The sequence below is a fragment of the Paraburkholderia sediminicola genome (assembly GCF_046026855.1).
In the GTDB taxonomy this organism is placed as follows: Bacteria; Pseudomonadota; Gammaproteobacteria; order Burkholderiales; family Burkholderiaceae; genus Paraburkholderia; species Paraburkholderia sediminicola_A.
Map to the genome: position 1 here is coordinate 163,300 of NZ_JAQQET010000004.1, position 22,554 is coordinate 185,853.

Here is a 22,554-nt window from a genome sequence, read left to right on the forward strand (position 1 = left end):
GTTTTAGCGCGACCGCCGTTGTTGTTGCTGTGATTGCTGTTGCGGTGCCGGACGCGGCGGCACAAAGAAATTGCGCAACCATGCGGCGCAACGTGAGAACACGTCATAGGGTTCTTCGATGAAAATCTCCGGCTTCAGCAAGCGCAGGTACTCCATGATCTGCTGCGCTTCCTGCTTCTGGAACGAGCCGTGCGAAATACCCAGGCGCAACAGGCCACGTAGTTCGCCGAGCTTTTCGCGCGCGGTGCTGCCCACGCCTGTTTCGCATGCCACTTTGGCTTCGTAGACGCGCTGGCGCAGCGATTCCACCAGCCGCCAGGCCGGTGTCTGCATGGTTTCTTCGAGCGCCTGAATGTCCTGCACCGCGCTCTTGATCTGCGCCGCGAGCGGATCGACTAGTACCGCGTCGCCTTCCGCTTCCTTGACGATGGTCGCCGCCCAGTCGTGGCACTGCTTGGAGAGCTCTTCCGGCGTCCATTCCGAGCGGGCCGCAAAGCCGAAACCGAATTCTCCCGCCTGCCGCATCAGAATCGCGACGACGTCCGGGAATTCCTTGTCCAGCGTGCGTTTCGCCCACGCGTACTGGCCGCCTTGCAACATCCGCCGAACCGCGTGTTCAGTCAGCGGCACCATACTGTCGAGCAGCTTGGCGCGCAGAAAATCCTCAAACGACGGCGTCGCGAACTGCGGATCGAGCTTCAGCGAAACCCGCAGAAAAGCGTCGAAGTCCTTGCGCAGCGTTGCAATGGTTTCGTCTTTGAGTGTGAGGGTGATTTGACCCATCTGTTATCCCGTTGGTCCTGCCGCGCGCCCTCGTCTGTCATCCGGACGCACCCGGACCCTGTGCGACGCAAGGCCAAATGCCGGCGCGGTTGATGCCTGTCTGTTGCCGCGTAATCAGCGGGACGTATCCCGATTCGCGGACCTCGACTTCATATCGGCGGAATTAAGGGAAACTTAAGGGGCGGGGACTGATTGACGACCGGTTTAGAGGCCTGCGTCGGCGTCGCCCGGTTGAGCGCGATGCGCAAGCAACATGCTCGGCGCCGCTAGTGCGAGGCGGCGCCAGTGCGCAGGACGTCGCGGCACCGGCGTGACGGCCGCCAGAAATGCGGCCACCCCGCTGGGCGGATACCGACCGTTTCGCTTATTTAAGCACGACGCCTTGCCAGACAAAAAAGACCGTCAGGCCGACCGCGATGGTTAGAAGCGGCCGCCGCGTCAGCGCGCTGACCGCGATGGCCGCCAGCGCCCCGACCAGTTGCGGGTTGCGCCAGGTCAATTCGGCACTGGTGCCGTGCGGCGAAACCGCCATCGGCACGATGATCGCGGTCAGCACCGTAACGGGTACGAAGCCGAGCGCGGTGCGCACGAGCGGCGGAAATACCAGCCGGTCACCGAGCACGAAGACGGCGGCGCGGATTACCCACGTGATGGCTGCCATGCCGAGAATCAGAACGACGTAGTTCATCGCGACGCTCCCGCAGTTTCCTGCACGGCGTCCTGCGAGATTTTTCGCGGGGCTTCTCGCGGGGGCTCCTGCGAGGTTGCGCGCGGTGTTTCGCGATTACCCCGCGTGCCTCGGCCAAATCGCGGCACCGATAGCAATACACCGATGGCGACGCCCGCAAACACGGCGCCGAGCAGGCCGAGCCTGTACGGCCACGCCTGCCAGAAAAAGGCCAGCGTGCCTGCGGTGACGGCCGCCGCGATATAGCGCAGCGCGACGAGCTGCGGGACGACGATCGCAATGAAGGTCGCGACCATCGCGAAATCGAGCCCGAGCGACTGCAGACCCGGAAAGGCCGCGCCAAACAGCAGGCCGGCGACGGTCCAGATCTGCCAGTTCAGGTACATGGCCAGACCTGCGCCGAAGAAGTAATGCGGGCCGACCGTGCCGGGTTCTCGATGCCGGTAGTGCTCCCATGCGACCGCGAAGACTTCGTCGGTGAGCAGTGCGCCGAGCGCCCAGCGCCAGCGTGCCGACAGATGCGCGACATGTGGCGCGAGCGTCGCGCTGTACAGCACGTGACGCAGGTTGACGACGAGCGTGGTCGCCCAGATCACCGCAAAACTCGCGTGGCCGGCGATCAGGCCGAGCGCAATGAATTGTGCGGAACCGGCGAACACGACGAGCGACATCAGTTGCCCGTGCCATAGATGCAGCGGGCCGGAGGCAACCAGGGTGCCGAAGATCACGCCGAAGGGCGCCGCGCCGACCATCATCGGGAAGATGTCGCGCGCGCCGGCGGTCAATTCTTTTAAGTGGCCTGGGCTTGCGGGCTGGCCGGGGTTGGAATGGGTCAATCTTGCCTCCTTGATTCGGGAAGCATAGCGAGTGGCGGTGGGCGGGGCTTGTACGTTCTTGCGGTGGGTCGCGCGGACGGGGGGCGGGTAGACGCAGGTTGAGCAAACCTGGTTATAGCGCGCAAATAGGGTAGGCGGCTTCTGGGTGGCCTGGCTGCGCAGTCGATCGCGCGTCACTGGCGCAGAGGGTGAATAGTCGGCGGCAAGCGCTCTGCGGCGGTTGCGAGCGTTGCCTCAGCTGCCTTGCCAGCGTCCCGGCGGCACGCCGAACATGCGCCGGAAATGACGCGTGAAATGACTTTGGTCCGTGAAACCGCTGGCTGCGGCGACATCCGTCACGGAGACACCCGCACGCAACGGTGCAAGCGAGCGTTGCAGACGCACCTGGTTGCGCCACGCGTGCGGCGGCAGGCCGGTGGCCTGATTGAAAAGGCGGGCGGCGTGAAAAGGCGACAGGCCCGCTGCCCGGGCGACTTCGGCCAGCGTGACAGCTTCGGCGAGGTCGCCCGTCAAGCGCTCCTGCATTGTCGCGACGCGGGCGTCGTCGGCGGCGAGGCGCGACGCTTCCGGCTGCGTTTGCGAGTAGCGGACCAGCAAGGTGGACAGCGCGTCGAGCATCGCGGCCTCTGCGGCGAGCGGATCGTCGCCGGCCTCCAGCAGACAGTGCGCGCGCGCCAGTCGCCGCGCCAGATCGGGGTCGCGGATCACGCCGGGCGCGAAGCACGGCAACGCTTGCGGCTTGCCGGCGATCTCGCTGGCAAGCTCGTGGATGAACGCCACGGGCGCGTACATCACGCGATACCGCCAGCCTGCTTCGACGGCCTTGGACCCCGTGTGCAACTCGCCGGGGTTGATGATCGGTACACTGCCTGCCTCGGCGACATAGTCCGAGCCGCGATACCGATAACCCTCAGCGCCCGCGACGATCACCGGAATCGTGTACGCGTCATGCCAATGCGGCGTGAACTCGTGATCGTGGTATTCGGCCGTGAGCAGGTCCGCGCCGGGCAAAAGCGGCGTGCGCCAGTAGCGGGCGGAATCCTGGAAGCGATGGGCTGTCATGGTGAAAGTGTGACGTTTCGGCGGTCCGGCGATCCGGCGATCCGGCGTGACTGATTAGTGTAGCGCGCCGCAGCGGCTGCCGCTGCCGTTACTCATGGCCGGTGCTTCTTGCGCAGCGGGTTTGCCATCGAACGGCGATCACTTGACCGGGATCGTCGTGCCGGCCGGCATCGGCACGGCGCTTACGCTGTTTTTCGCGCTGCCGCTGACGACCCGGTCGCTGTATGTCATGTAGACCAGTGTGTTGCGCTTCGCATCGACCACGCGCACGACATGCAGCGATTTGAAGATAAGCGACATGCTCACGGAGAACACGTCGGCCTGCTGTTTCACTGGCCCCGTGAAATGGATCGCGCCGACCTGGCGGCAAGCAATCGACGCTTCGGTCGGATCTTCGGCGATGCCGAGCGTGCCCTTGACGCCGCCGGTGCGCGCCCGCGACACGTAGCAGGTCACACCCTGGACCAACGGATCGTCATAGGCTTCGACGACCACGCGGTCAGAGCCCGTGACGCGGAAGTTGGTATTGACGCTGCCGACTTCTTCGCTGTGTGCCGAAGGCAGCAGCAGGGCGGTAGTGATTGCGAGCGTGATGCGCAACAAGGTCGATTTCATGAGGCAGCCGGGAATAAGTGTTTGGATTGGACGCGCGAAAGAGTTGCGCCGGTAAAACACCATCGTATAACGGCGTGTCCGCCAGAGGGCCAGTGCAAATGCCCCAGGTCATGCGCTACCTTCCGGCCGGAACAGGCGGTTGCCCCCGACTCAGACCACCTGATCCGGCCTTGAAACAGGCCAGGCCAAAACGCCAGGCCAAAACAAAAAGGCCCGCACAAATGCGGGCCTTCTAAATTTTTTGGCTCCTCGACCTGGGCTCGAACCAGGGACCTACGGATTAACAGTCCGGCGCTCTACCAACTGAGCTATCGAGGAACAGCAGTACAACTTGATCTACATAAAAAAGCCCGTATTGGTTAACGGGCTTTTGAAATTCTTGGCTCCTCGACCTGGGCTCGAACCAGGGACCTACGGATTAACAGTCCGGCGCTCTACCAACTGAGCTATCGAGGAACAGAACAACAAACAGCAGAGAAGCGAAATTGTAGAAGCAGCTTAAGCCTCTGTCAATACCCTGTGTTCATCTCGATTAGCGCCGGATTCGGCAAGGCAGGTGACGGGCCGCTCCGCTCAGCTCAGCTCAGCGCGCGAGCAGAGCCAGCTTGTCCTTCACGTCCTTGAATTCGTCGGCTTCCGGCAGCGGCGCCTTGGTCTTGGTGATGCTCGGCCAGTTCTTCGCCAGATCGGCATTCAGCTCGGTGAAGTGCTGCTGGTCGCCCGGCACGTCTTCTTCGGCATAAATGGCATTCACCGGGCACTCGGCCACGCACACGGCGCAGTCGATGCATTCATCGGGGTCGATCGCGAGGAAGTTGGGACCTTCGCGAAAGCAGTCCACCGGGCACACATCGACGCAGTCGGTATAGCGGCACTTGATGCAGCTTTCGGTCACAACGTGAGTCATTCAGGCAGCTCCTGCATGCGGAATCAGGGGAGGCGAAAACGCCAAAAGCGGTATTGTAACGTAACGTCAAGAGGCGCATACGCCATCGGGCAATGCCTTTTATACGTTTTCGTGATTAGTTTATGGCGTCCGGAGAGAGCCGCCCGCCGGCGCGCTGAATCCGGGCGCATTCGGGTAACATACATCAGGTCGGCGCACACGGGGCGCGCCGCACGCGCATGGGTTGACGCGTTTGGTCGAGCCAAGCCTTCCGTTTTTCCTGCAGTCCAGTTCGCGCCATCATGATTATTACTTCGCTGCTCGACACCGATCTGTACAAGTTCACGATGATGCAAGTGGTGTTGCATCACTTTCCCGCGGCGAATGTCGAGTACCGGTTTCGCTGCCGCACGCCGAATGTCGACCTCGTGCCGTACATCAGCGAAATTCGCGATGAAGTGCGCAAGCTGTGTGATCTGCGCTTCACCGACGACGAACTCGACTACCTGCGGCGCATGCGCTTCATCAAGGGCGACTTCATCGAGTTTCTCGCGCTGTTCCATCTGAACGAGAAATACATTTCGATCGAACCGTCGCCGAAGGGTAACGGCGAAATCGATATCGAGATCAAGGGGCCGTGGCTGCATACGATCCTGTTCGAGATCCCGATGCTCGCGATCGTCAACGAGGTCTACTTCCGCAATACCCAGCAAAAGCCTGATTACAGCGAAGGGCGCGGCCGCCTCGTCGAGAAGATCAAGCTGCTGGGCGCGCGCCCGGAATTCGCCGACTGCAAGATCGCCGACTACGGCACGCGCCGCCGCTTCTCGAAGCAATGGCACGAAGAAGTGATCCTCAAGCTGAAAGACGGTCTTGGCGAGCAATTCGCCGGCACCAGCAACGTCTTTTACGCGATGAAGCACAGCCTCACGCCGCTTGGCACGATGGCGCATGAATACCTGCAGGCGTGTCAGGCGCTCGGTCCGCGGCTGCGCGATTCGCAGATTTTCGGTTTCGAAATGTGGGCGAAGGAGTATCGCGGCGACCTGGGTATTGCACTGTCGGACGTGTACGGTATGGAGGCATTCCTGCGCGACTTCGATATGTACTTCTGCAAGCTGTTCGACGGCGCACGCCACGATTCCGGCGATCCGTTCGACTGGGGCGAGCGCCTGCTCAAGCACTACGAGGCGAACCGCTGCGACCCGCGTACCAAGATCCTCGTGTTTTCCGACGCGCTCGACATTCCGAAGGTGTTGCAACTGTACGAGCGTTTCCGCGGCCGCTGCAAGCTGGCATTCGGCGTAGGAACCAATCTGACCAACGACCTGGGCTACAACCCGTTGCAGATCGTCATCAAGATGGTTCGCTGCAACGGTCAGCCGGTGGCGAAGCTGTCGGATTCGCCAGGCAAGAACATGTGCGAAGACAAGGCCTATCTCGCGTATCTGCGTCAGGTGTTCGGCATTGCGCAGCCCGAGGAAAGCGCCGCGAAGTAATGTGGCGCCTGTGCGGCTCGTGTGCGATTCATATGCCGGCACCTTACGGCAACAGCGCTCACCGCGTGGCCGATACGGCGCCCTAGGCCGTTCGGCCAGGGTGTTCGAGCCCAGGGTGGCCGGTATAATCCTCGTCACATCGCACGGCTGTCGACACGAGGATTTCGCATATGGACACATCGATTGCCCGCCGTAACATCCTGGCGCGCATCCGCGCGGCGCAGGGGCGCGAGCCTGAGCCGTCCGCTTCCGAGCGCGAGGCGGCTGCGGATTATCTGGCGCGCCATCCTCAAGGTCCGCGTCCGGAGATGCCGGCCGATCTGATCACGCGTTTCATCGAAGAAGCGCAGAAAATGGCAACCACGGTCGATACGGTCGAGGCACTGAGCGAGGTGCCTTCCGCCGCGCATCGCTACCTCACCGAACACGCTTTGCCGCTGCGGGCGATCGCGTGGCAAACCCTGCAAGATCTGCAATGGGCCGAAGCCGGGCTCAACGTTGAATTTCGCAAGCCTGAAGACGGCGACGTGGTCGGTCTCACCGGCTGCTTTTGCGCGACCGCGGAGACCGGCACGCTCGTTCTGCTGTCCGGGCCGGAAACTTATGCATCGGCAGGTTTGTTGCCGGAAACGCACATTGCGATCGTGCCGGCTTCGCGCATCGTCTCAGGACATGAAGAGGCGTTCGGGCTGATCCGCAGCGAACGCGGTGAACTTCCGCGTGCGGTCAATTTTGTCTCGGGGCCGTCGCGCACCGGGGATATCGAGCAGACTATTGTGCTGGGCGCACATGGGCCTTATCGGGTGCATGTGATCGTCGTACGTGGTGCCTGAGCGCGGCGAGCGTCGGTGCCTCTTCGCGGCGCGCACGGCCGCCTGCGATAACAAGGACTTCAAAAATATGAAACGACATGCCGTAGGGTCGAGCATGGTGCTGGCCGCTGCACTGACGCTGGCAGGGTGGCCTCAACTGGCGTCGGCGGCTACGCTCGACGGCGCGACTTTGTCGGCGCTTTGGGGCTTGCCGTTTGCGGGCGTGCTGTTGTCGATCGCGGTGTTTCCTTTGGTCGCGCCGGCATTCTGGCATCACCATTTCGGCAAGATCGCGGCAGCGTGGGCGCTCCTGTTCCTGGTGCCGTTTGCGCTTACCTTCGGCACGGGTGTCGCATTCGGTACGCTGGTACATGCGGTGCTCGAAGAATACATTCCGTTCATCGTGTTGCTGACGGCGCTCTATACGGTTGCGGGCGGCATCTGCGTGCGCGGCAATCTGCACGGCACGCCGCGCCTGAATACTGCGATTCTCGCACTGGGTACCTTATTGGCCAGCATCATGGGTACGACTGGCGCGGCGATGCTGCTGATCCGCCCATTGCTGCGCGCCAACGACAACCGCAAGCACGTCGTGCATGTGGTGGTGTTCTTCATCTTTCTGGTAGCGAACGCGGGTGGCTCGTTGTCGCCGCTCGGCGACCCGCCACTCTTTCTCGGTTTTCTCCAGGGCGTCAGTTTTTTCTGGACCACCACGCATCTGGCGTTGCCGATGCTGTTCGTCTGCGTCGTCCTGCTGGTCGCGTTCTATGCACTGGACTCATATTATTTTCATCGGCGTGAAGAAGAGCGCTCGCGCTTTCTCGATCCGACACCGGATTCGCCGCCGCTGGGCATCGAGGGCAAGATTAACTTCGTGCTTCTCGTTGCCGTGATTGCGCTGGTTTTGATGAGCGGACTATGGAAGTCGGACGTCGTATTCGATGTTTTCGGTACGCACGTCGCGTTGCAGAATGCTGCGCGCGATATTGCGCTGATCGGCGTCACCTTGCTCTCTCTGGCGTTGACGCCGCGTGCGGCACGCGCGGGCAACGACTTCAACTGGGCGCCGATCGAAGAGGTCGCCAAACTGTTCGCCGGCATCTTCGTGACGATCGCGCCGGTCATCACGATCCTGCGTGCCGGCGAAGCGGGCGCGTTCGCCGGCATCGTCCATCTGGTCAATCCGGCCGGCCAGCCACACGACCTGATGTACTTCTGGGCGACCGGCCTGCTATCGTCGTTTCTCGACAATGCGCCGACCTATCTGGTGTTCTTCAACCTCGCCGGCGGCGACGCACAGACGCTGATGACCACCGGCGCCAGCACGCTTGCAGCGATCTCGGCCGGGGCGGTGTTCATGGGCGCCAATACGTATATCGGCAACGCGCCGAACTTCATGGTGAAAGCGATCGCGGAATCGCGCGGCATTCGCATGCCGAGCTTTTTCGCGTATCTGGGCTGGTCGATTGTCGTGCTGATTCCGTTGTTTCTCGTCACCGGCTGGCTGTTTTTCTGACGCCTGATTTCATGTTTTCTTGACGCCGAGGCAATTGAACTCGACGCGCTATTCGGAGAATTGCAATGCAGAAGATCCTCGTCGCCCGTCCGATCTTTCCCGATGTGATCGAACGGCTCAAACAGTATTTCGACGTCGACTGGCATCAGGGCGACGTATTGCCCGTCGCCGAATTGACGCGCCGTCTCGCGGATAAAGACGGCGCGTTGACTGCGGGCGATCCGGTCGGCGCGGCCGTGCTCGCAGCGGCGCCGCGTCTGCGCGTGGTGTCGAACATGGCGGTGGGCTACAACAACTTCGACATGGCCGCGTTCAACGCGGCGAATGTGCTCGGTACCAATACGCCGGACGTGCTGAACGAATCGACCGCCGATTTCGGCTGGGCGCTGATGATGGCCGCGGCACGCCGCATCGCCGAGTCGGAGCACTGGCTGCGCGCGGGCAAATGGCAGAAGTGGACCTATGACGGCTTTCTTGGCACCGACCTGTATGGCTCGACGCTTGGCGTGATCGGCATGGGCCGGATCGGGCAGGCGCTGGCGCGTCGCGCGAAGGGCTTCAACATGCAGGTGATCTATCACAACCGTTCGCGCGTCGCGCCGGAAATCGAGGCGGAGTTGAACGCGCAATACGTGTCGAAGCAGGAACTGCTGCAACGCGCCGATCACGTGGTGCTCGTTTTGCCGTACACGAAGGAAAATCATCACACGATCGGCGCGGCCGAACTCGCGCAAATGAAGCCGAGCGCAACGCTCACCAACATCGCACGCGGCGGCATCGTCGACGATGCGGCGCTGGTCGAAGCGCTACGCACGAAACAGATCGCCGCAGCGGGCCTGGATGTCTACGAAGGTGAGCCGAATCTGAATCCGGCTCTGCTGACCGTGCCGAATGTCGTGCTGACGCCGCATATCGCCAGCGCGACCGAAGCAACGCGCCGGGCCATGGCGAACCTCGCTGCGGACAATCTGATCGCAGCGCTGGGTGAGGGTCCACGTGCCGGGCGGCCACCGAATCCGATCAACCCCGAGGTCATCGGCAAGGCGCGTTCATGACAATGATTCTGGTGGCGGCCGTTGCCGTGCTGGCGGTCGCCTTGGTCATCGCGTTGGCTTTGCTGATGCGCGGCCGTAGCCGTGCCGACGAAAGCGGGCAGTTCGAGATTCTCGGCGAGCGTATCGACGCAGCGGCAGATGCGCAGTCGCATGCTTATGAGCGGCTCGAGCGGCAATTGCGCAATGACATCACCGAAACGGCGCGCGTGTCGCGTACCGAGCAGAGCAGTGGATTCGCGCACTTTCAGCAAACACTGGCATCGCAATTCAGCAGTATGACGACAGTGCAGGGCGGCAAGATCGACGGCTTCGCCCAGCAACTCGACGCGGTGCGTCACAGCCTGCAGCAGCAGGCGCAGCAGGCGCGCGATGAGCAAGCGCGCACGCTCAAGCAGTTCGGCGAAACGCTGACCTTGCAACTGGGCCAACTTACCGAGGCGAACGATCGCCGCTTCGCCGAAGTGCGTGCAACCATCGAACAGCGACTGAAAGACATCGAGGCGAACAACTCGGCCAAGCTCGAAGAGATGCGCCGCACCGTCGATGAAAAATTGCACGCCACGCTCGAACAACGCCTGGGCGAATCGTTCAAGCTGGTGTCCGACCGGCTGGAGCAGGTGCATCGCGGTCTCGGTGAGATGCAGACGCTGGCTGCGGGCGTCGGCGATCTGAAGAAGGTCCTGACCAATGTCAAAACGCGCGGCACATGGGGTGAAGTGCAGCTCGAAGCGTTGCTCGAACAGTTGCTTACCGCGGATCAATACGCGAAGAACGTCGCGACCGTGCCGAAGAGCGCCGATCGCGTCGAATTCGCGATCAAACTGCCGGGCCGTGCGGAGGCAGGTGCTCCTGCCACGCCGGTCTGGTTACCCATCGACGCCAAATTCCCGCGCGAAGACTACGAGCGGCTGATCGAGGCTCAGGAGCGTGCCGATCCCGTTGCGGTGGAGGAGGCGTCGCGCGCGCTCGAAGCGCGGATACGCGCCGAGGCGCGTACGATTGCCGAGAAGTATGTGTCGCCGCCGCACACGACCGATTTCGCGCTGCTGTTCCTGCCGACCGAAGGCCTGTACGCGGAAGTTCTGCGTCGGCCGGGCCTGACAGATCTGCTGCAACGCGACTACCGCGTGACGATTGCCGGCCCGACCACGCTTACCGCCTTGCTTAATAGTTTGCAGATGGGATTCCGCACGCTTGCGATCGAAAAGCGGTCGAGCGAGGTATGGCAAGTGCTCGGCGCGGTTAAAACGGAGTTCGGCAAATTCGGCGACGTGCTGGCAAAGACCAAGGCACAGCTTGAAACCGTCACGCGTTCGATCGAAGCCGCGGAAACACGCACTCGCGTCATGAACCGCAAGTTGCGCGACGTCGAGGCATTGCCAGGTGAAGAAGCGAGCGGGTTGCTCGGCGATGCGCTAACGGGCGTGGATCTCGATGAGCAGTAATGCCGGATATCGAGGGACGGCTCAAACTCAGAAAGCGGCTCCGGCGGCCAGTCGTTCAAGCGCTTCGCCCGTCAGGCGCACGACACGCCAATCCGGCATCACCGTCGCGCCCATCTTTTCGTAGAAGTTAATGGCCTGCTTGTTCCAGTCAAGCACGGTCCATTCAAAGCGTCCGCATTGCCGCTCGACTGCCAGTGCCGCCAGCCGGGCGATCAACGCTGTGCCTAGACCGCCGCCGCGTTGGCTCGGTTGCACGTAGACATCTTCGAGATACAGCCCGCGCTTGCCGACGAAGCTCGAATAATTGTGGAAGAACAGCGCATAGCCGATGATGCGTCCTTCACTTTCCGCCACCAGCGCTTCGATCGAAGGCCGCGTGCCGAACAGGGCGTCATGCAAGCCGTCTTCGGTCGCGACGAAGACGTGCGTGAGGCTTTCGAATTCGGCCAGCTCGTACGTTAAGGCGAAGATTGCGCCCGTATCCGCGGGCGTCGCAGCGCGGATCGTTGCGGTCATTACGCTTCTTCCGGCGCGTCGGTCAGGTGGATTTCGATACCGCCAAAGCGCGACGCGACCCAGTTGTATGCGTGGCATGCAATCCATAGCAGGATGAAGCCGAGAATCGCGTTCAGCAGCAGCGCGCTGAACACCGTGCTCAGTTCAACCGAGCCATAGCGGATGAACGCCACCAGTACGCCGAGCAGCACGATCGGCACCGAGAACGTCAGGTACACGAGGATAAGCGCTTTGGCCGTCTGTCCCGGTGCAATGAACGAGATCTGTTTTTTCATGTGAGTCAAACCCGTGTGTCGTAGTGGTAATGGGTAAAACCGCAACGGAAGCGTTCAGCCAGGCGTCAGATGAGACCGTCGAACAGCATGATGTCGACGTGCTCGCCCTCGGCAATATCGGCTTCATCGTGCCCGAGAACGATGAAACAATTGGCTTCGCTCATCGAACTTAGCACGCCGGAACCTTGCGAGCCGGTTGGCGTGACATGCCATTGGCCGTGCGCATTCTGCTCGGCGACGCCACGTTGGTACTCGGTGCGCCCGGCGCGTTTGCGGATGATCTGGCGGCTGGCGGCGCGAAAGACCGGCAAAGCCTGCGGTGTTGCGCCGGACATCAGCAGCAGCGCGTCGCGCACGATCTGGTAGAACGTCACCATCACGGCCACGGGATTGCCCGGCAAGCCGAAGAATAGCGCGGGCAGCCCGAGACCCGAATGGTCGCCGGACCAGACCCGGCCAAAAGCGAGCGGCCGTCCTGGGCGCATCGCGAGATTCCAGAAAGCGACGTCGCCGAACGTCTGCAGCAATTGCTTGGTGAAATCCGCCTCGCCGACCGAGACCCCGCCTGACGTCAACACCACGTCGGCGCTGGCTGCGGCACTGCGCAACGCGGCTTCGAGCGCGGCGGGTTCGTCGCGCACCACACCGAGATCGAGCGTATCCATGTTCAGGCGCCGGAGCATCGCAAACAGCGTGTAGCGATTGCTGTCGTACACCGAACCTGGGTCGAGTGGCTCGCCGAGCGAGCGCAATTCGTCGCCAGTAGAGAAAAATGCGACGCGCAGTCGCCGCCGCACGTTGACTTCGCCAATGCCGAGCGAAGCCAGCAAACCGAGGTCTGACGCGCGCATGATGCGGCCGGCACGGAGCGCAGCATGGCCGCGTGCGAGGTCTTCGCCAGTCAGACGCCGGTTGGCGCCCGCCCGCACGGCGTTGGCCGCAAAGCGGATGGACACAGAATCGGCGCTGCTCTCGACAAGCTCCTGGGGCACGACGGTGTCGCAGTCAGTCGGCATGCAGGCGCCCGTCATGACGCGTACGCATTGCGCCGTGTCCACGCGGCCCGCAAACGGATGACCGGCCAGCGCTTTGCCGACGATCGTCAAATCGACCGCAGACTCATTCGTTGCCAACGCCGCGCGATTGAACGCGTAGCCGTCCATGGCCGAGTTGTCGTGCGAAGGGACGTCGATCGGCGAGACGATGTCGGCCGCCAGCACGCGGCCGAGCGCATCGCGCAAGGGCACGCGCTCGACCGCCGTGACGGGCGTTGCCCATTGGCGGACGATCGCCTGGGCGGCCGAAACAGGTAGCGCTTGAGGATCGTACTGCGCGACGCAGCGGGAAAATTCGTTAAGCGTGGTCATGAAGGGCTGGTCGTCGCGACCGGGGGCGGGCGCGGCTGCTGCCGTGCGGCCGGAGCGGGATTTCAACCGGGGCCTCAGCAACGCTCGAGGTCGGCGAGTTCTTGTAACGAATTGATATTGTAAAACGCGCGCTCGTCGGTAAAGGCGACTTCGACTGTCTTGTGGCGCGCGTACCACGCGCGGACCTTGCGCTCACCGGCTTCCAGAAAGGCCGCCAGGTCGTCTGCGAGACTCGTGCGGAGCAACGCGAACACAGGGTGGAGCGAGACGTGGCCTGCGGCGTCGGCGGTCGTGACGGTGGCGATGTCGGCCTGATTCGAACTGAGTGCCTGCGTGAGCAGGGCAGCGAGTTCGACGGGCAGTCCGGGTGTGTCGCAGGGCGCGCTCAGTACGTACGCGGTGCCGGCCGCGCGCAACCCGGCGAGCAGGCCTGCCAGCGGGCCGGGAAAGCCGGGCAGGGTATCGGCAAGCACCCTGGCGCCGAACGGCGCGCCGAGTGCAGTGTAGACGTCGGGGTGACGATTCGCGCTGATCAGCAGGGCGCTGGTTTGCGGCGCGAGCCGCTTCAGCACGTGGGAGGCGAGCGGCTCGCCGTGCAGCGTTTGCAGCCCCTTATCGACGCCGCCCATACGCATGCCGCGTCCGCCCGCGAGGACCAGACCGGTGATGTGTTCGCGTGTGGGGTTCATGGGCTCGGCTGCTTTAGCCGCCGATGTACGACATTTCCACGCGGCGGCCATCCTGCTCGCGCGGCGCGGCTGCGCTGCTGCCGCGCAATTGCGAATAGCGGTCGTTGCGGTTTTGCCAGATTTCGGCGACGGCGGTGGCAATATCGGCGTCGCTCGCACCGTTGCGCAGCAACGCGCGCAGATCGTGACCGGACGACGCGAACAGGCACAGGTACAGCTTGCCCTCGGTCGACAGGCGTGCACGCGTACAACTGCCGCAAAACGCGCGTGTCACGCTCGAAATCACGCCGATCTCGCCGCTGCCATCCGCGTAACCCCAGCGCTGGGCGGTTTCGGCTGCGCTGTGCGCTTCGAGCGGGACGAGCGGGAAATGCTCGGCGATGCGCGTCACGACGTCGGCGGAAGGCAGCACTTCGGTCATGTTCCAGCCGTTAGACGTGCCCACGTCCATGTACTCAATAAAGCGCAGCACCGTGCCCGTGTCTTTGAAATGACGCGCCATTGGCCCGATTTCGCTGTCGTTGGTGCCGCGCTTGACGACCATATTGACCTTCACCGGCGCGAGCCCCACCGCGTGCGCCGCGGCGATTCCGTCCAGCACGTCGGCGACGGCGAAGTCGGCGTCGTTCATGCGGCGAAACAGGGTGTCGTCGAGCGCGTCGAGACTTACCGTCACGCGGGTCAGGCCGGCATCTTTCAGGCTGCGCGCTTTGCGCTCCAGCAGCGAGCCGTTGGTGGTTAGCGTCAGGTCGAGTGGGCGGCCTTCCGGTGTCGCGAGTCGCGCGAGCCGTTCGATCAGGAATTCCAGATTTTTGCGTAGTAGCGGCTCGCCACCCGTAAGACGGATTTTTTCGACGCCATGTGCGACGAAGAGCCGCGCGAGCCGTTCGATTTCTTCGAAGCTGAGCAGTGCGCTATGCGGCAAGAACGCGTATTCCTTGTCGAATACCGCGCGTGGCATGCAGTAGACGCAGCGAAAATTGCAGCGATCCGTCACCGAGATGCGCAGATCGCGCAGCGGGCGCACCAGCGTGTCGTGCAGCACGCCACTGGGCGCCTGCACGGGGCCGGAAATGACCGGCACTGCGCTGAGATCGGCAACAGGGATGATGCGTCGGGACATGAATTACTTCGCTTGATGCTGCGTTTTGGGCTGCTTAGGCGCCACGATTGGTGCTGCGACGGGAATCCAGATCTTCATTCTAGCGGAAATGCACCCGGCGGCTGCTGGCCCCCGCCGCTGTCGGGGTATACGGGGAGTGGCATAAAGCATTCGATCAGGCGGGCGTGGTGGCTTCCATAAAGCAAAAAGCCCGCCGGTGAGGGCGGGCTTTTTGCGAGGCGGCGGTTCGCTTACTGCGGGTGCTTACCGGTTTCCACCATTTGCATTGGCGCGGTTTCGACCGGCGCCAACGCTTTACGCTCGCGACCCACGCGAACCGGCTTGGCCGCTTGTGCAGCAGCGTCCTGTGCCGCCCGCAGCTTGTCGGCGTCCGTGTTCACCCAGACGAGGCCGGCTTGTTCCAGCACAGGCTTCAGGGCTTCGGCCGATACACCGCCGTTACGCGGTGCCTGCGGCGCAGCTGCAACGGGCGTCGGCTCGACTGCTGCCTCAACGGCCGGAGCGGCCGCTGCAACGACGGGTTGCGGTTCGACGATCTCGGCTTGCGGCGCCGGCTGGGTAGCCGGTGCTTCGACCACTGCCGCCGGTGCTGCGGTTTCTACCGGAGCCGGTACGGCTTGCGCTTCAACGACCGGAGCAACTGCTGGCGTTTCGACTCGCGCTTCAGCGGGGGCTTCAACCCGAGCTTCGACTGCGGCTGCTTCAGCGTGAGCGACCGGCTCGACGAGCGAAACGGTTTCACGGGCTGCCGGTACAGCTTCGACCGGCGCGGCAGCGACATGCGCCACCGGCGCTTCCACTGCCTGTTCGACCGCAACCGATGCCACCGGCGCTTCTGCGACCGGCACAACCGTTTCCGTCGTCACAGCCTTCTCGACGGCCAGAGCCGGCGTTTCGGTTGCAGCATGCAGTTCGCTGACCACAGCGGTTTGCGTCGCGACAGCTGCGACAACCACTTCTACCGGCTTAACGTCGTTCGTTTCGTTGACGTCGGCCTTGTGCTCAAACGGTTGATGCGCGGCGCGCACCGGTGCTTCGTCGGTCACATTGGCGTTGTCGCCTTCAGCTTCCGCGACGTCCGCAGCCAGGTTGCCGTTCACGTCCTCTTCACGCTCACGACGGCCACCACGACGGCCGCGACGGCGACGACGGCGCTCTTCACCTTCACGCGCAACCGCTTCCTGATCGACCGGCGCACCGTTTTCGCCTAGGGCGGTCTGGTTTTGCGCCAGTTCTTCCGCGGTTTGCGCGTCGTTCTGTGTCAGTGCATCTGCCGCTTCCGGCTGCTGCTTGCGGCGTTCGCCGCGTTCAGTGCGCTCGCCACGTTCACGGCGTTCGCCGCGTTCGGCGCGCGGTGCGCCCTCGACGGTTTCCGCACGGTCGCGGTCACGGTTTTCGCGACCTTCACGCGGCTCACGAGCCTCGCGGCCTTCGCGGGCCTCACGCGGTTCACGAGTGCCACGCGGCTCGCGCGATTCACGTGCTTCGCGCGGCTCACGACCTTCGCGTGCTTCACGGCCTTCACGCGGTTCGCGTTCCTCGCGACGCTGCGACGGCTGCTGACCTTGAGCCTGACGGCCGCCGGTCGTGCCTTCTGCACGGCCCGCTGCATCACGGCCGCCAGCACCGCCACGGCGATTGCGGTTGCGATCGCCGCCGCGTTCGCCGGTGCGCTCACCGCGCTCCGTGCGTTCGCCGCGCGGACGCGTCTGCTTGTCGGTCGTAGCCGGTGCGGCAGGCGCCGGTGCGGCCGGCTGCACGCCGAACAGATTCTTCAACCAGCCGATAAAGCCGCCGCCGGCCGGTGTGACTGCCACCGGAGCCGGGGTTGCCGCCGGACGGACCGGCGCGCTCGGGGCCGGCTTCTCAGGCGTGATGCCCTTGACCGCGGCTTCCTGCTTCGGCTTTACTTCTTCGGCGCGCTTGCTGTAACCGGTTTCCGATTCCAGTTCGCGGGCTGCTTCTTCGGCCATCTTCCACGAAGCGCGCGGCTCGTCGAGGCGCGCATCGTCGTGACGCAGGCGCTCGAGCTTGTAGTGCGGCGTATCGAGGTGCTTGTTCGGGATCAGAACGACGTTGACCTTGAAACGCGATTCGATCTTGTTGATTTCCGCGCGCTTTTCGTTCAACAGGAAGGCGGTCACTTCGACCGGTACCTGGCAATGGATCGCCGCGGTGTTTTCCTTCATCGCTTCTTCCTGAATGATCCGCAGCACTTGCAGCGCGGACGATTCGGTATCGCGGATGTGGCCCGTGCCGTTACAGCGCGGGCACGTCACATGGCTGCCTTCCGACAAAGCCGGACGCAGACGTTGACGCGACAGTTCCATCAGGCCGAAGCGCGAGATCTTGCCCATCTGGACGCGGGCACGGTCGTGCTTCAAAGCGTCTTTCAGGCGTTGCTCGACTTCACGCTGGCTCTTGGCCGATTCCATGTCGATGAAGTCGATCACGATCAGGCCGCCCAGGTCGCGCAGGCGCAACTGGCGGGCCACTTCGTCGGCGGCTTCGAGGTTAGTGCGTGCAGCCGTTTCCTCGATGTCGGCGCCCTTGGTGGCGCGCGCCGAGTTCACGTCGATCGCGACCAGGGCTTCCGTGTGGTCGATCACGATGGCGCCGCCCGAAGGCAACGGCACTGTGCGCGAGTACGCGGTTTCGATCTGGTGTTCGATCTGGAAGCGCGAGAACAGCGGCACGTCGTCGTGATACCGCTTCACCTTGCTGACATTGTCCGGCATCACGATATCCATGAAGGCGCGGGCCTGGTCATGGATTTCGGTGGTGTCGATCAGGATTTCGCCGATATCCGGCTGGAAATAGTCGCGAATCGCGCGGATCACCAGGCTGGATTCGAGATAAATCAGCATCGGCTGGCCGCTCGAACCGCTTTGCGACGCGGCTTCGATGGCGCGCCACAGTTGCATCAGGTAGTTCAGGTCCCACTGCAGCTCTTCGGCGCTGCGGCCAATACCGGCCGTGCGCGCGATGATGCTCATGCCTTCCGGCAATTGCAGCTGCGCCATGGTTTCGCGCAGTTCCTGGCGGTCGTCGCCTTCAATCCGGCGCGACACACCGCCGCCGCGCGGGTTGTTCGGCATCAAAACGAGATACCGGCCGGCGAGCGAGATGAAGGTGGTAAGGGCTGCGCCCTTGTTGCCGCGCTCTTCCTTTTCGACCTGAACGATCAGTTCCTGGCCTTCACGGAGGGCGTCCTGGATGCGCGCGGAGCGCATATCGACGCCGTCACGGAAATACTGGCGGGCGACTTCCTTGAACGGCAAAAAGCCGTGGCGGTCTTCGCCGTAGTTGACGAAGCATGCTTCGAGCGACGGCTCGATGCGGGTAATGATGCCCTTGTAAATATTGCCTTTGCGCTGTTCGCGCCCGGCGGTTTCGATGTCGATATCGATGAGTTTTTGCCCATCGACGATGGCGACGCGCAGTTCTTCCTGCTGCGTCGCGTTGAACAACATTCGTTTCATTGAACGGCTCCAGGCGGCTTAGCTAGCCCTCAGCTGCGCGGTTGTCAGTCGCGAGAGCCAGGAGGGCAGCGGCATGCCGCGCCTTATTGTGTTTTCACAAGCACGCTGGAGCGGGAAAAATGGCGGGAGAATTGCCTGAGAGGGCCCGGCCCTATTGAAAATGGGCACGGTGCCGCAGGGCACATGCGAACACGGCTTCAAATAATGACCCGACACGCCGCGGGTTCTGCCAGCAGACCTTCATCAGCCTTTTGTCCACTCGCGCCGGTGCGCCAACTGGGCGCGTGACCGGAGGGTCGAAGGCTGCGGTCATGCCGCAACGGGAAGTTCGCGCAGTCGGCGCGTCTTTTCTCGCTGGGGGTGTCTCGCCTCATTTTGACGTCGCCATGTCTTGTACTTTCTACAAGACGCCTCGGGCGCACGCCGTATTTTCGCAACTCGCAGCTTCGTATAGCAGGGTGTCTGACCGCGCGATACTGAAGCTGAAAGTTAAATTCTTTTTTACCAAAATTCCGTTACCGTCGAAGCTGACCTTGACCGAACGCGCCTGTGGGCGCCGTCCCTGCCGGGCACTGACTTCGTGCGTGCAACATGTTGCATCTCATTTTCAGGGTGAGCAACCAGACCCCGGCGCAAGTAAAATAACGGTTTATCGCTTGCGCCTGCGCAATCCGCCCGAATTCCGGACACTGCGCCGGCCGCCGCAGACTGCTGGGCAAATTATATTCATAATGAAAGAGTTAGGCAAAATATCCCAGAAATCGGTCGCAAGCGACCAGGTCTCGATGATCGAGATCGACGACAGTGCGGCCGGACAGCGCATTGACAACTTCCTTTTGCGCGTCTGCAAAGGCGTGCCCAAAAGCCATATCTACCGCATCCTGCGGAGCGGGGAGGTGCGCGTAAATAAGGGCCGGATAGACGCGCAGTACCGCCTCGAACTGGGCGACCTGGTGCGTGTGCCGCCCATTCGCGTCGCTCAACCGAACGAGGCGATCGCCCAAACGCCGGTGCCGAGCGCCGATTTCAGAATTATTTTTGAAGACGAGCACATGCTCGTGATCGACAAACCGGCCGGTGTGGCGGTCCATGGTGGCAGCGGCGTTGCGTTCGGCGTGATCGAACAGATGCGTGAAGCGCGGCCGCAGGCGAAATTCCTCGAATTGGTGCATCGGCTGGATCGCGAGACGTCCGGCATCCTGATGCTCGCCAAGAAACGCACCGCACTGGTCAATCTGCACGAGCAGATTCGCGAGAACAAGATGGATAAGCGCTACTATGCGTGCGTCCATGGCGAATGGGCGAGCGACTGGGGCCGCCGCCGCGCGGTCAAGGAGCCGCTGCATAAGTATTTGACCGCGGACGGCGAACGGCGTGTGCGTGTGCAGGCCGATGGTCTCGCGTCGCACACGGTCTTTAATCTGATCGACCGCTGGCCGGAATACGCGCTGCTCGAGGCGGAACTGAAGACCGGTCGCACGCATCAGATTCGCGTCCATCTGCAGCATCTGGAGCTGCCGATCGTCGGCGATGCCAAATACGGCGATTTTGCGCTGAACAAGGCGCTGGCCCGCGCCAAGGCGAAGCCGGGCCTGAAGCGCATGTTCCTGCACGCTTACCGTCTTAAGCTGACGCATCCGGCAACTGGAGCGCCCGTGCAGTTCGAGGCGCCGCTGCCGGCTGAATGCCGCAGTTTCGTTGCGCAGCTCAATGAATTACGTGAATCACGAAGTGGGTCAAACCCGGAGACGACACCGCATGGCTAGAGAGCAATTTGATCTGATCGTCTTCGACTGGGACGGAACGCTGATGGATTCGACCGCGCACATCACGCGCAGTATCCAGGCAGCGTGCCGCGATCTCGGTCTGCCGGTTCCCGCCGACGAGGCCGCCAGCTACGTGATCGGCCTCGGCCTGCGCGACGCGCTGCAAATCGCCGCGCCCACGCTCGATCAGGCCGACTACCCGCGTCTGGCGGAGCGCTACCGCTTCCACTATCTGGTGAAGGATCAGACCACCGAACTGTTCACCGGCGTGCGCGAGATGTTGCAGGAATTGCGCGATCAAGGGTATTTGCTGGCGGTGGCGACCGGCAAGAGCCGCGTCGGGCTGAACCGCGCGCTCGATCAATCGCGGCTGACGAGTCTGTTCGACGGCACCCGCTGTGCGGACGAAACCTTCTCAAAGCCGCATCCGGCCATGCTGCACGAGCTGACGCGTGAACTGGGGCAGGCTCCGGCGCGCACGGTGATGGTCGGCGATACGACGCACGATCTGCAAATGGCGATCAACGCGGGCGTTGCGGGCATCGGTGTCACATACGGCGCGCATCCTGCCGGCTCGTTGACGGCTTTGTCGCCGAAATTCGTTGCGTCGAGCATCAACGATCTGTCCGGCTGGCTGCGAGAGAACGCATGAGTACGGGTACGACCGAATCGGTGGCGCAGGCCGTTCGCATTTGCGCTTCGGAAGAACTGGTCGACGGCGGTGCGGGCGTGCGGCGCGCGGCCACGCTCGGCGGTGGCGACGTCGTGGTTTTTTTTGTTCGCTATGATGGCCATGCATACGGCTATTTGAATCGCTGCGCCCACGTGCCAATGGAGCTCGACTGGGCTGAAGGGCAGTTCTTCGAATCGTCCGGTTTATACTTGATGTGCGCTACACATGGTGCGATTTACGCGCCTGATACGGGCAAATGCGTCGGCGGTCCGTGCCGCGGCGGCCGGTTGCGCCCCGTCCAGACTGACGAGCGGGATACGCCCGAAGGCCGCGCCGTGTTCTGGCTGCCCGACGGCGAACTGCGCCCGGCCACGCCCTGATTTTTCTCCTCTTCGACCTTTCCACTGCACCGCATGTCCGACAATTTGACTCCCGAACCGAAGGAACCGTCCCTGACAGGTCGCCCCCGCACGCCTGCCGATGAGCCGGGCTGGGAGCGCGCCGCGCTCGAGCGCATTGCGCTTGCGGCAATCAATGAACAGCGCGCGGCACGGCGCTGGAAGATTTTTTTCCGCTTTGTGTTCCTGATCGTCGTGCTGGTGGCGATATGGGGCGCCTTCGATTTCTCCGGCGACAAGGTGTCGACCACGGGCCGGCATACGGCAATGGTGACGCTTGACGGCGAAATCTCTGCTAATACGAATGCAAACGCCGAAGATATCAATACTGCACTGGAAAGTGCATTCGACGATGCGGGTACGGCAGGCGTGATCCTGCGCTGTAACAGCCCGGGCGGCAGCCCGGTGCAGGCGGGCATCATCTATAACGAGATTCGCCGGCTGCGCGCCAAGTATCCGTCGATCCCCTTGTATGTCGTGGTCGGCGATATGTGTGCGTCGGGTGGCTATTACGCGGCCGCAGCAGCCGACAAGATTTACGTGGACAAGGCGAGCATCGTCGGTTCGATTGGCGTGCTGATGGACAGCTTCGGCTTTACTGGCTTGATGGACAAGCTGGGGATCCAGCGCCGTTTGCACACTTCGGGTGAGAACAAGGGCTTTTTCGACCCGTTTTCGCCGGAAACGCCGAAGATGGACGAGCATGCACAGGACATGCTCGACCAGATTCACACCCAGTTTATTGACGCCGTGCGTGAGGGTCGTGGTAAGCGCCTGCACGAAACGCCGGACATGTTCTCGGGCCTCTTCTGGACGGGTCAGAAGAGTGTCGAACTGGGTCTTGCAGACGGTTTCGGCGACGCGGACTACGTTGCGCGCGACCTCTTCAAGGCACCGGATATCGTCGACTATACGGTCAAGGAAAGCATTACGGACCGCGTAGCACGCAAGTTCGGTGCGGCGGTCGGCAGTGGCGCCGTTCATGCGATGGCGCTCGGCGGGAAGATGAGTTTGCGGTGATTCAATACGAAAAAGCCCCGTGCGATCGAATGTTGATCGCGCGGGGCT

At 62.7% G+C, this 22,554-nt stretch carries 20 protein-coding genes, 2 tRNA genes and 1 pseudogene; 9 read left to right on the forward strand and 14 right to left on the reverse strand.

The window, feature by feature from the left end; all coding sequences use genetic code 11:
- Positions 1 to 3: 3 nt before the first annotated feature.
- From PQR40_RS06120 to fdxA, 8 genes and pseudogenes are all read right to left on the reverse strand, one after another.
- Positions 4 to 783 carry a DUF4088 family protein gene (locus tag PQR40_RS06120; protein ID WP_408222262.1) on the reverse strand — a complete coding sequence of 260 codons (780 nt, stop codon included), beginning with the start codon at positions 781 to 783 and terminating at the stop codon, positions 4 to 6.
- Positions 784 to 1,147: 364 nt separating this feature from the next.
- On the reverse strand, positions 1,148 to 1,471 hold the full coding sequence (locus PQR40_RS06125) for a branched-chain amino acid transport AzlD family protein (RefSeq protein ID WP_169485687.1): 324 nt from the start codon (positions 1,469 to 1,471) through the stop codon (positions 1,148 to 1,150).
- Between the two features lie 80 nt (positions 1,472 to 1,551).
- Positions 1,552 to 2,307, reverse strand: a pseudogene (locus PQR40_RS06130) (AzlC family ABC transporter permease); the annotation flags it as partial.
- Between the two features lie 234 nt (positions 2,308 to 2,541).
- Positions 2,542 to 3,369: a helix-turn-helix transcriptional regulator gene (locus tag PQR40_RS06135; protein ID WP_408388632.1), complete on the reverse strand. Its 828-nt coding sequence runs from the start codon at positions 3,367 to 3,369 to the stop codon at positions 2,542 to 2,544.
- 138 nt (positions 3,370 to 3,507) lie between these two features.
- Positions 3,508 to 3,984 carry a CreA family protein gene (locus tag PQR40_RS06140; protein ID WP_408388634.1) on the reverse strand — a complete coding sequence of 159 codons (477 nt, stop codon included), beginning with the start codon at positions 3,982 to 3,984 and terminating at the stop codon, positions 3,508 to 3,510.
- 242 nt (positions 3,985 to 4,226) lie between these two features.
- Positions 4,227 to 4,302, reverse strand: a tRNA-Asn gene (locus PQR40_RS06145).
- 62 nt (positions 4,303 to 4,364) lie between these two features.
- Positions 4,365 to 4,440: transfer RNA gene (locus tag PQR40_RS06150), tRNA-Asn, on the reverse strand.
- Positions 4,441 to 4,567: 127 nt separating this feature from the next.
- Entirely contained in the window at positions 4,568 to 4,891 is a 324-nt protein-coding gene (fdxA, locus tag PQR40_RS06155; RefSeq protein WP_408222254.1) for a ferredoxin FdxA, read from the reverse strand.
- Positions 4,892 to 5,172: 281 nt separating this feature from the next.
- Here fdxA and pncB point away from each other — a divergent pair, with 281 nt between their 5' ends.
- The 5 genes from pncB to PQR40_RS06180 all read left to right on the forward strand — a co-directional run bounded on the left by pncB (position 5,173) and on the right by PQR40_RS06180 (position 11,197).
- The gene (gene pncB / locus PQR40_RS06160) at positions 5,173 to 6,369 is read left to right on the forward strand and encodes a nicotinate phosphoribosyltransferase (RefSeq protein ID WP_408222252.1); all 1,197 of its coding nucleotides are present in this window, start codon (positions 5,173 to 5,175) and stop codon (positions 6,367 to 6,369) included.
- Between the two features lie 170 nt (positions 6,370 to 6,539).
- Entirely contained in the window at positions 6,540 to 7,202 is a 663-nt protein-coding gene (locus tag PQR40_RS06165) for a LutC/YkgG family protein (RefSeq protein ID WP_408333958.1), read from the forward strand.
- Between the two features lie 67 nt (positions 7,203 to 7,269).
- Positions 7,270 to 8,697 carry a sodium:proton antiporter gene (locus tag PQR40_RS06170; protein ID WP_408222248.1) on the forward strand — a complete coding sequence of 476 codons (1,428 nt, stop codon included), beginning with the start codon at positions 7,270 to 7,272 and terminating at the stop codon, positions 8,695 to 8,697.
- Positions 8,698 to 8,762: 65 nt separating this feature from the next.
- Positions 8,763 to 9,752 carry a 2-hydroxyacid dehydrogenase gene (locus tag PQR40_RS06175; RefSeq protein ID WP_408508612.1) on the forward strand — a complete coding sequence of 330 codons (990 nt, stop codon included), beginning with the start codon at positions 8,763 to 8,765 and terminating at the stop codon, positions 9,750 to 9,752.
- Positions 9,749 to 11,197 (forward strand): DNA recombination protein RmuC, encoded by a 1,449-nt coding sequence (locus PQR40_RS06180; RefSeq protein WP_408508613.1) that lies wholly within the window; start codon positions 9,749 to 9,751, stop codon positions 11,195 to 11,197. Before PQR40_RS06175 ends, PQR40_RS06180 begins: the two co-directional genes overlap by 4 nt.
- A 27-nt stretch (positions 11,198 to 11,224) precedes the next feature.
- Here PQR40_RS06180 and PQR40_RS06185 read toward each other — a convergent pair whose 3' ends face one another.
- The 6 genes from PQR40_RS06185 to PQR40_RS06210 all read right to left on the reverse strand — a co-directional run bounded on the left by PQR40_RS06185 (position 11,225) and on the right by PQR40_RS06210 (position 18,649).
- Positions 11,225 to 11,713, reverse strand: coding sequence for a GNAT family N-acetyltransferase (locus tag PQR40_RS06185; RefSeq protein WP_408388641.1), 489 nt, complete (start codon positions 11,711 to 11,713; stop codon positions 11,225 to 11,227).
- On the reverse strand, positions 11,713 to 11,988 hold the full coding sequence (locus PQR40_RS06190; RefSeq protein WP_064268466.1) for a hypothetical protein: 276 nt from the start codon (positions 11,986 to 11,988) through the stop codon (positions 11,713 to 11,715). Before PQR40_RS06190 ends, PQR40_RS06185 begins: the two co-directional genes overlap by 1 nt.
- A 65-nt stretch (positions 11,989 to 12,053) precedes the next feature.
- Positions 12,054 to 13,355, reverse strand: a complete 1,302-nt coding sequence (gene moeA / locus PQR40_RS06195; RefSeq protein WP_408508614.1) for a molybdopterin molybdotransferase MoeA — start codon at positions 13,353 to 13,355, stop codon at positions 12,054 to 12,056.
- A 74-nt stretch (positions 13,356 to 13,429) separates the two neighbouring features.
- On the reverse strand, positions 13,430 to 14,044 hold the full coding sequence (gene mobA, locus PQR40_RS06200) for a molybdenum cofactor guanylyltransferase MobA (RefSeq protein WP_408508615.1): 615 nt from the start codon (positions 14,042 to 14,044) through the stop codon (positions 13,430 to 13,432).
- Between the two features lie 13 nt (positions 14,045 to 14,057).
- A complete protein-coding gene (gene moaA / locus PQR40_RS06205) occupies positions 14,058 to 15,167 on the reverse strand; it encodes a GTP 3',8-cyclase MoaA (protein ID WP_408508616.1) in 1,110 nt (369 codons plus the stop codon).
- Between the two features lie 230 nt (positions 15,168 to 15,397).
- A complete protein-coding gene (locus PQR40_RS06210; protein WP_408508617.1) occupies positions 15,398 to 18,649 on the reverse strand; it encodes an Rne/Rng family ribonuclease in 3,252 nt (1,083 codons plus the stop codon).
- Positions 18,650 to 19,380: 731 nt separating this feature from the next.
- Here PQR40_RS06210 and PQR40_RS06215 point away from each other — a divergent pair.
- Genes PQR40_RS06215 through PQR40_RS06230 form a run of 4 tightly spaced genes read left to right on the forward strand, consistent with a single transcriptional unit; the run spans position 19,381 to position 22,506 of the window.
- Positions 19,381 to 20,415, forward strand: a complete 1,035-nt coding sequence (locus tag PQR40_RS06215; protein WP_408508667.1) for an RluA family pseudouridine synthase — start codon at positions 19,381 to 19,383, stop codon at positions 20,413 to 20,415.
- A complete protein-coding gene (locus PQR40_RS06220) occupies positions 20,408 to 21,067 on the forward strand; it encodes an HAD-IIIA family hydrolase (protein WP_408508618.1) in 660 nt (219 codons plus the stop codon). The genes PQR40_RS06215 and PQR40_RS06220 overlap by 8 nt, the downstream gene beginning before the upstream one ends.
- Positions 21,064 to 21,468 (forward strand): Rieske (2Fe-2S) protein, encoded by a 405-nt coding sequence (locus tag PQR40_RS06225; RefSeq protein ID WP_408508619.1) that lies wholly within the window; start codon positions 21,064 to 21,066, stop codon positions 21,466 to 21,468. Before PQR40_RS06220 ends, PQR40_RS06225 begins: the two co-directional genes overlap by 4 nt.
- 33 nt (positions 21,469 to 21,501) lie before the next feature.
- The gene (locus PQR40_RS06230; RefSeq protein ID WP_408333982.1) at positions 21,502 to 22,506 is read left to right on the forward strand and encodes a S49 family peptidase; all 1,005 of its coding nucleotides are present in this window, start codon (positions 21,502 to 21,504) and stop codon (positions 22,504 to 22,506) included.
- Positions 22,507 to 22,554: the final 48 nt, after the last annotated feature.

Excerpts from the sequence above, each read along its gene's own strand:
- PQR40_RS06120 (WP_408222262.1), bottom strand. The coding sequence starts at position 783 with ATGGGTCAAATCACCCTCACACTCAAAGACGAAACCATTGCAACGCTG.
- PQR40_RS06125 (WP_169485687.1), bottom strand. The coding sequence starts at position 1,471 with ATGAACTACGTCGTTCTGATTCTCGGCATGGCAGCCATCACGTGGGTA.
- PQR40_RS06135 (WP_408388632.1), bottom strand. The coding sequence starts at position 3,369 with ATGACAGCCCATCGCTTCCAGGATTCCGCCCGCTACTGGCGCACGCCG.
- PQR40_RS06140 (WP_408388634.1), bottom strand. The coding sequence starts at position 3,984 with ATGAAATCGACCTTGTTGCGCATCACGCTCGCAATCACTACCGCCCTG.
- fdxA (WP_408222254.1), bottom strand. The coding sequence starts at position 4,891 with ATGACTCACGTTGTGACCGAAAGCTGCATCAAGTGCCGCTATACCGAC.
- pncB (WP_408222252.1), top strand. The coding sequence starts at position 5,173 with ATGATTATTACTTCGCTGCTCGACACCGATCTGTACAAGTTCACGATG.
- PQR40_RS06165 (WP_408333958.1), top strand. The coding sequence starts at position 6,540 with ATGGACACATCGATTGCCCGCCGTAACATCCTGGCGCGCATCCGCGCG.
- PQR40_RS06170 (WP_408222248.1), top strand. The coding sequence starts at position 7,270 with ATGAAACGACATGCCGTAGGGTCGAGCATGGTGCTGGCCGCTGCACTG.
- PQR40_RS06175 (WP_408508612.1), top strand. The coding sequence starts at position 8,763 with ATGCAGAAGATCCTCGTCGCCCGTCCGATCTTTCCCGATGTGATCGAA.
- PQR40_RS06180 (WP_408508613.1), top strand. The coding sequence starts at position 9,749 with ATGACAATGATTCTGGTGGCGGCCGTTGCCGTGCTGGCGGTCGCCTTG.
- PQR40_RS06185 (WP_408388641.1), bottom strand. The coding sequence starts at position 11,713 with ATGACCGCAACGATCCGCGCTGCGACGCCCGCGGATACGGGCGCAATC.
- PQR40_RS06190 (WP_064268466.1), bottom strand. The coding sequence starts at position 11,988 with ATGAAAAAACAGATCTCGTTCATTGCACCGGGACAGACGGCCAAAGCG.
- moeA (WP_408508614.1), bottom strand. The coding sequence starts at position 13,355 with ATGACCACGCTTAACGAATTTTCCCGCTGCGTCGCGCAGTACGATCCT.
- mobA (WP_408508615.1), bottom strand. The coding sequence starts at position 14,044 with ATGAACCCCACACGCGAACACATCACCGGTCTGGTCCTCGCGGGCGGA.
- moaA (WP_408508616.1), bottom strand. The coding sequence starts at position 15,167 with ATGTCCCGACGCATCATCCCTGTTGCCGATCTCAGCGCAGTGCCGGTC.
- PQR40_RS06210 (WP_408508617.1), bottom strand. The coding sequence starts at position 18,649 with ATGAAACGAATGTTGTTCAACGCGACGCAGCAGGAAGAACTGCGCGTC.
- PQR40_RS06215 (WP_408508667.1), top strand. The coding sequence starts at position 19,381 with ATGAAAGAGTTAGGCAAAATATCCCAGAAATCGGTCGCAAGCGACCAG.
- PQR40_RS06220 (WP_408508618.1), top strand. The coding sequence starts at position 20,408 with ATGGCTAGAGAGCAATTTGATCTGATCGTCTTCGACTGGGACGGAACG.
- PQR40_RS06225 (WP_408508619.1), top strand. The coding sequence starts at position 21,064 with ATGAGTACGGGTACGACCGAATCGGTGGCGCAGGCCGTTCGCATTTGC.
- PQR40_RS06230 (WP_408333982.1), top strand. The coding sequence starts at position 21,502 with ATGTCCGACAATTTGACTCCCGAACCGAAGGAACCGTCCCTGACAGGT.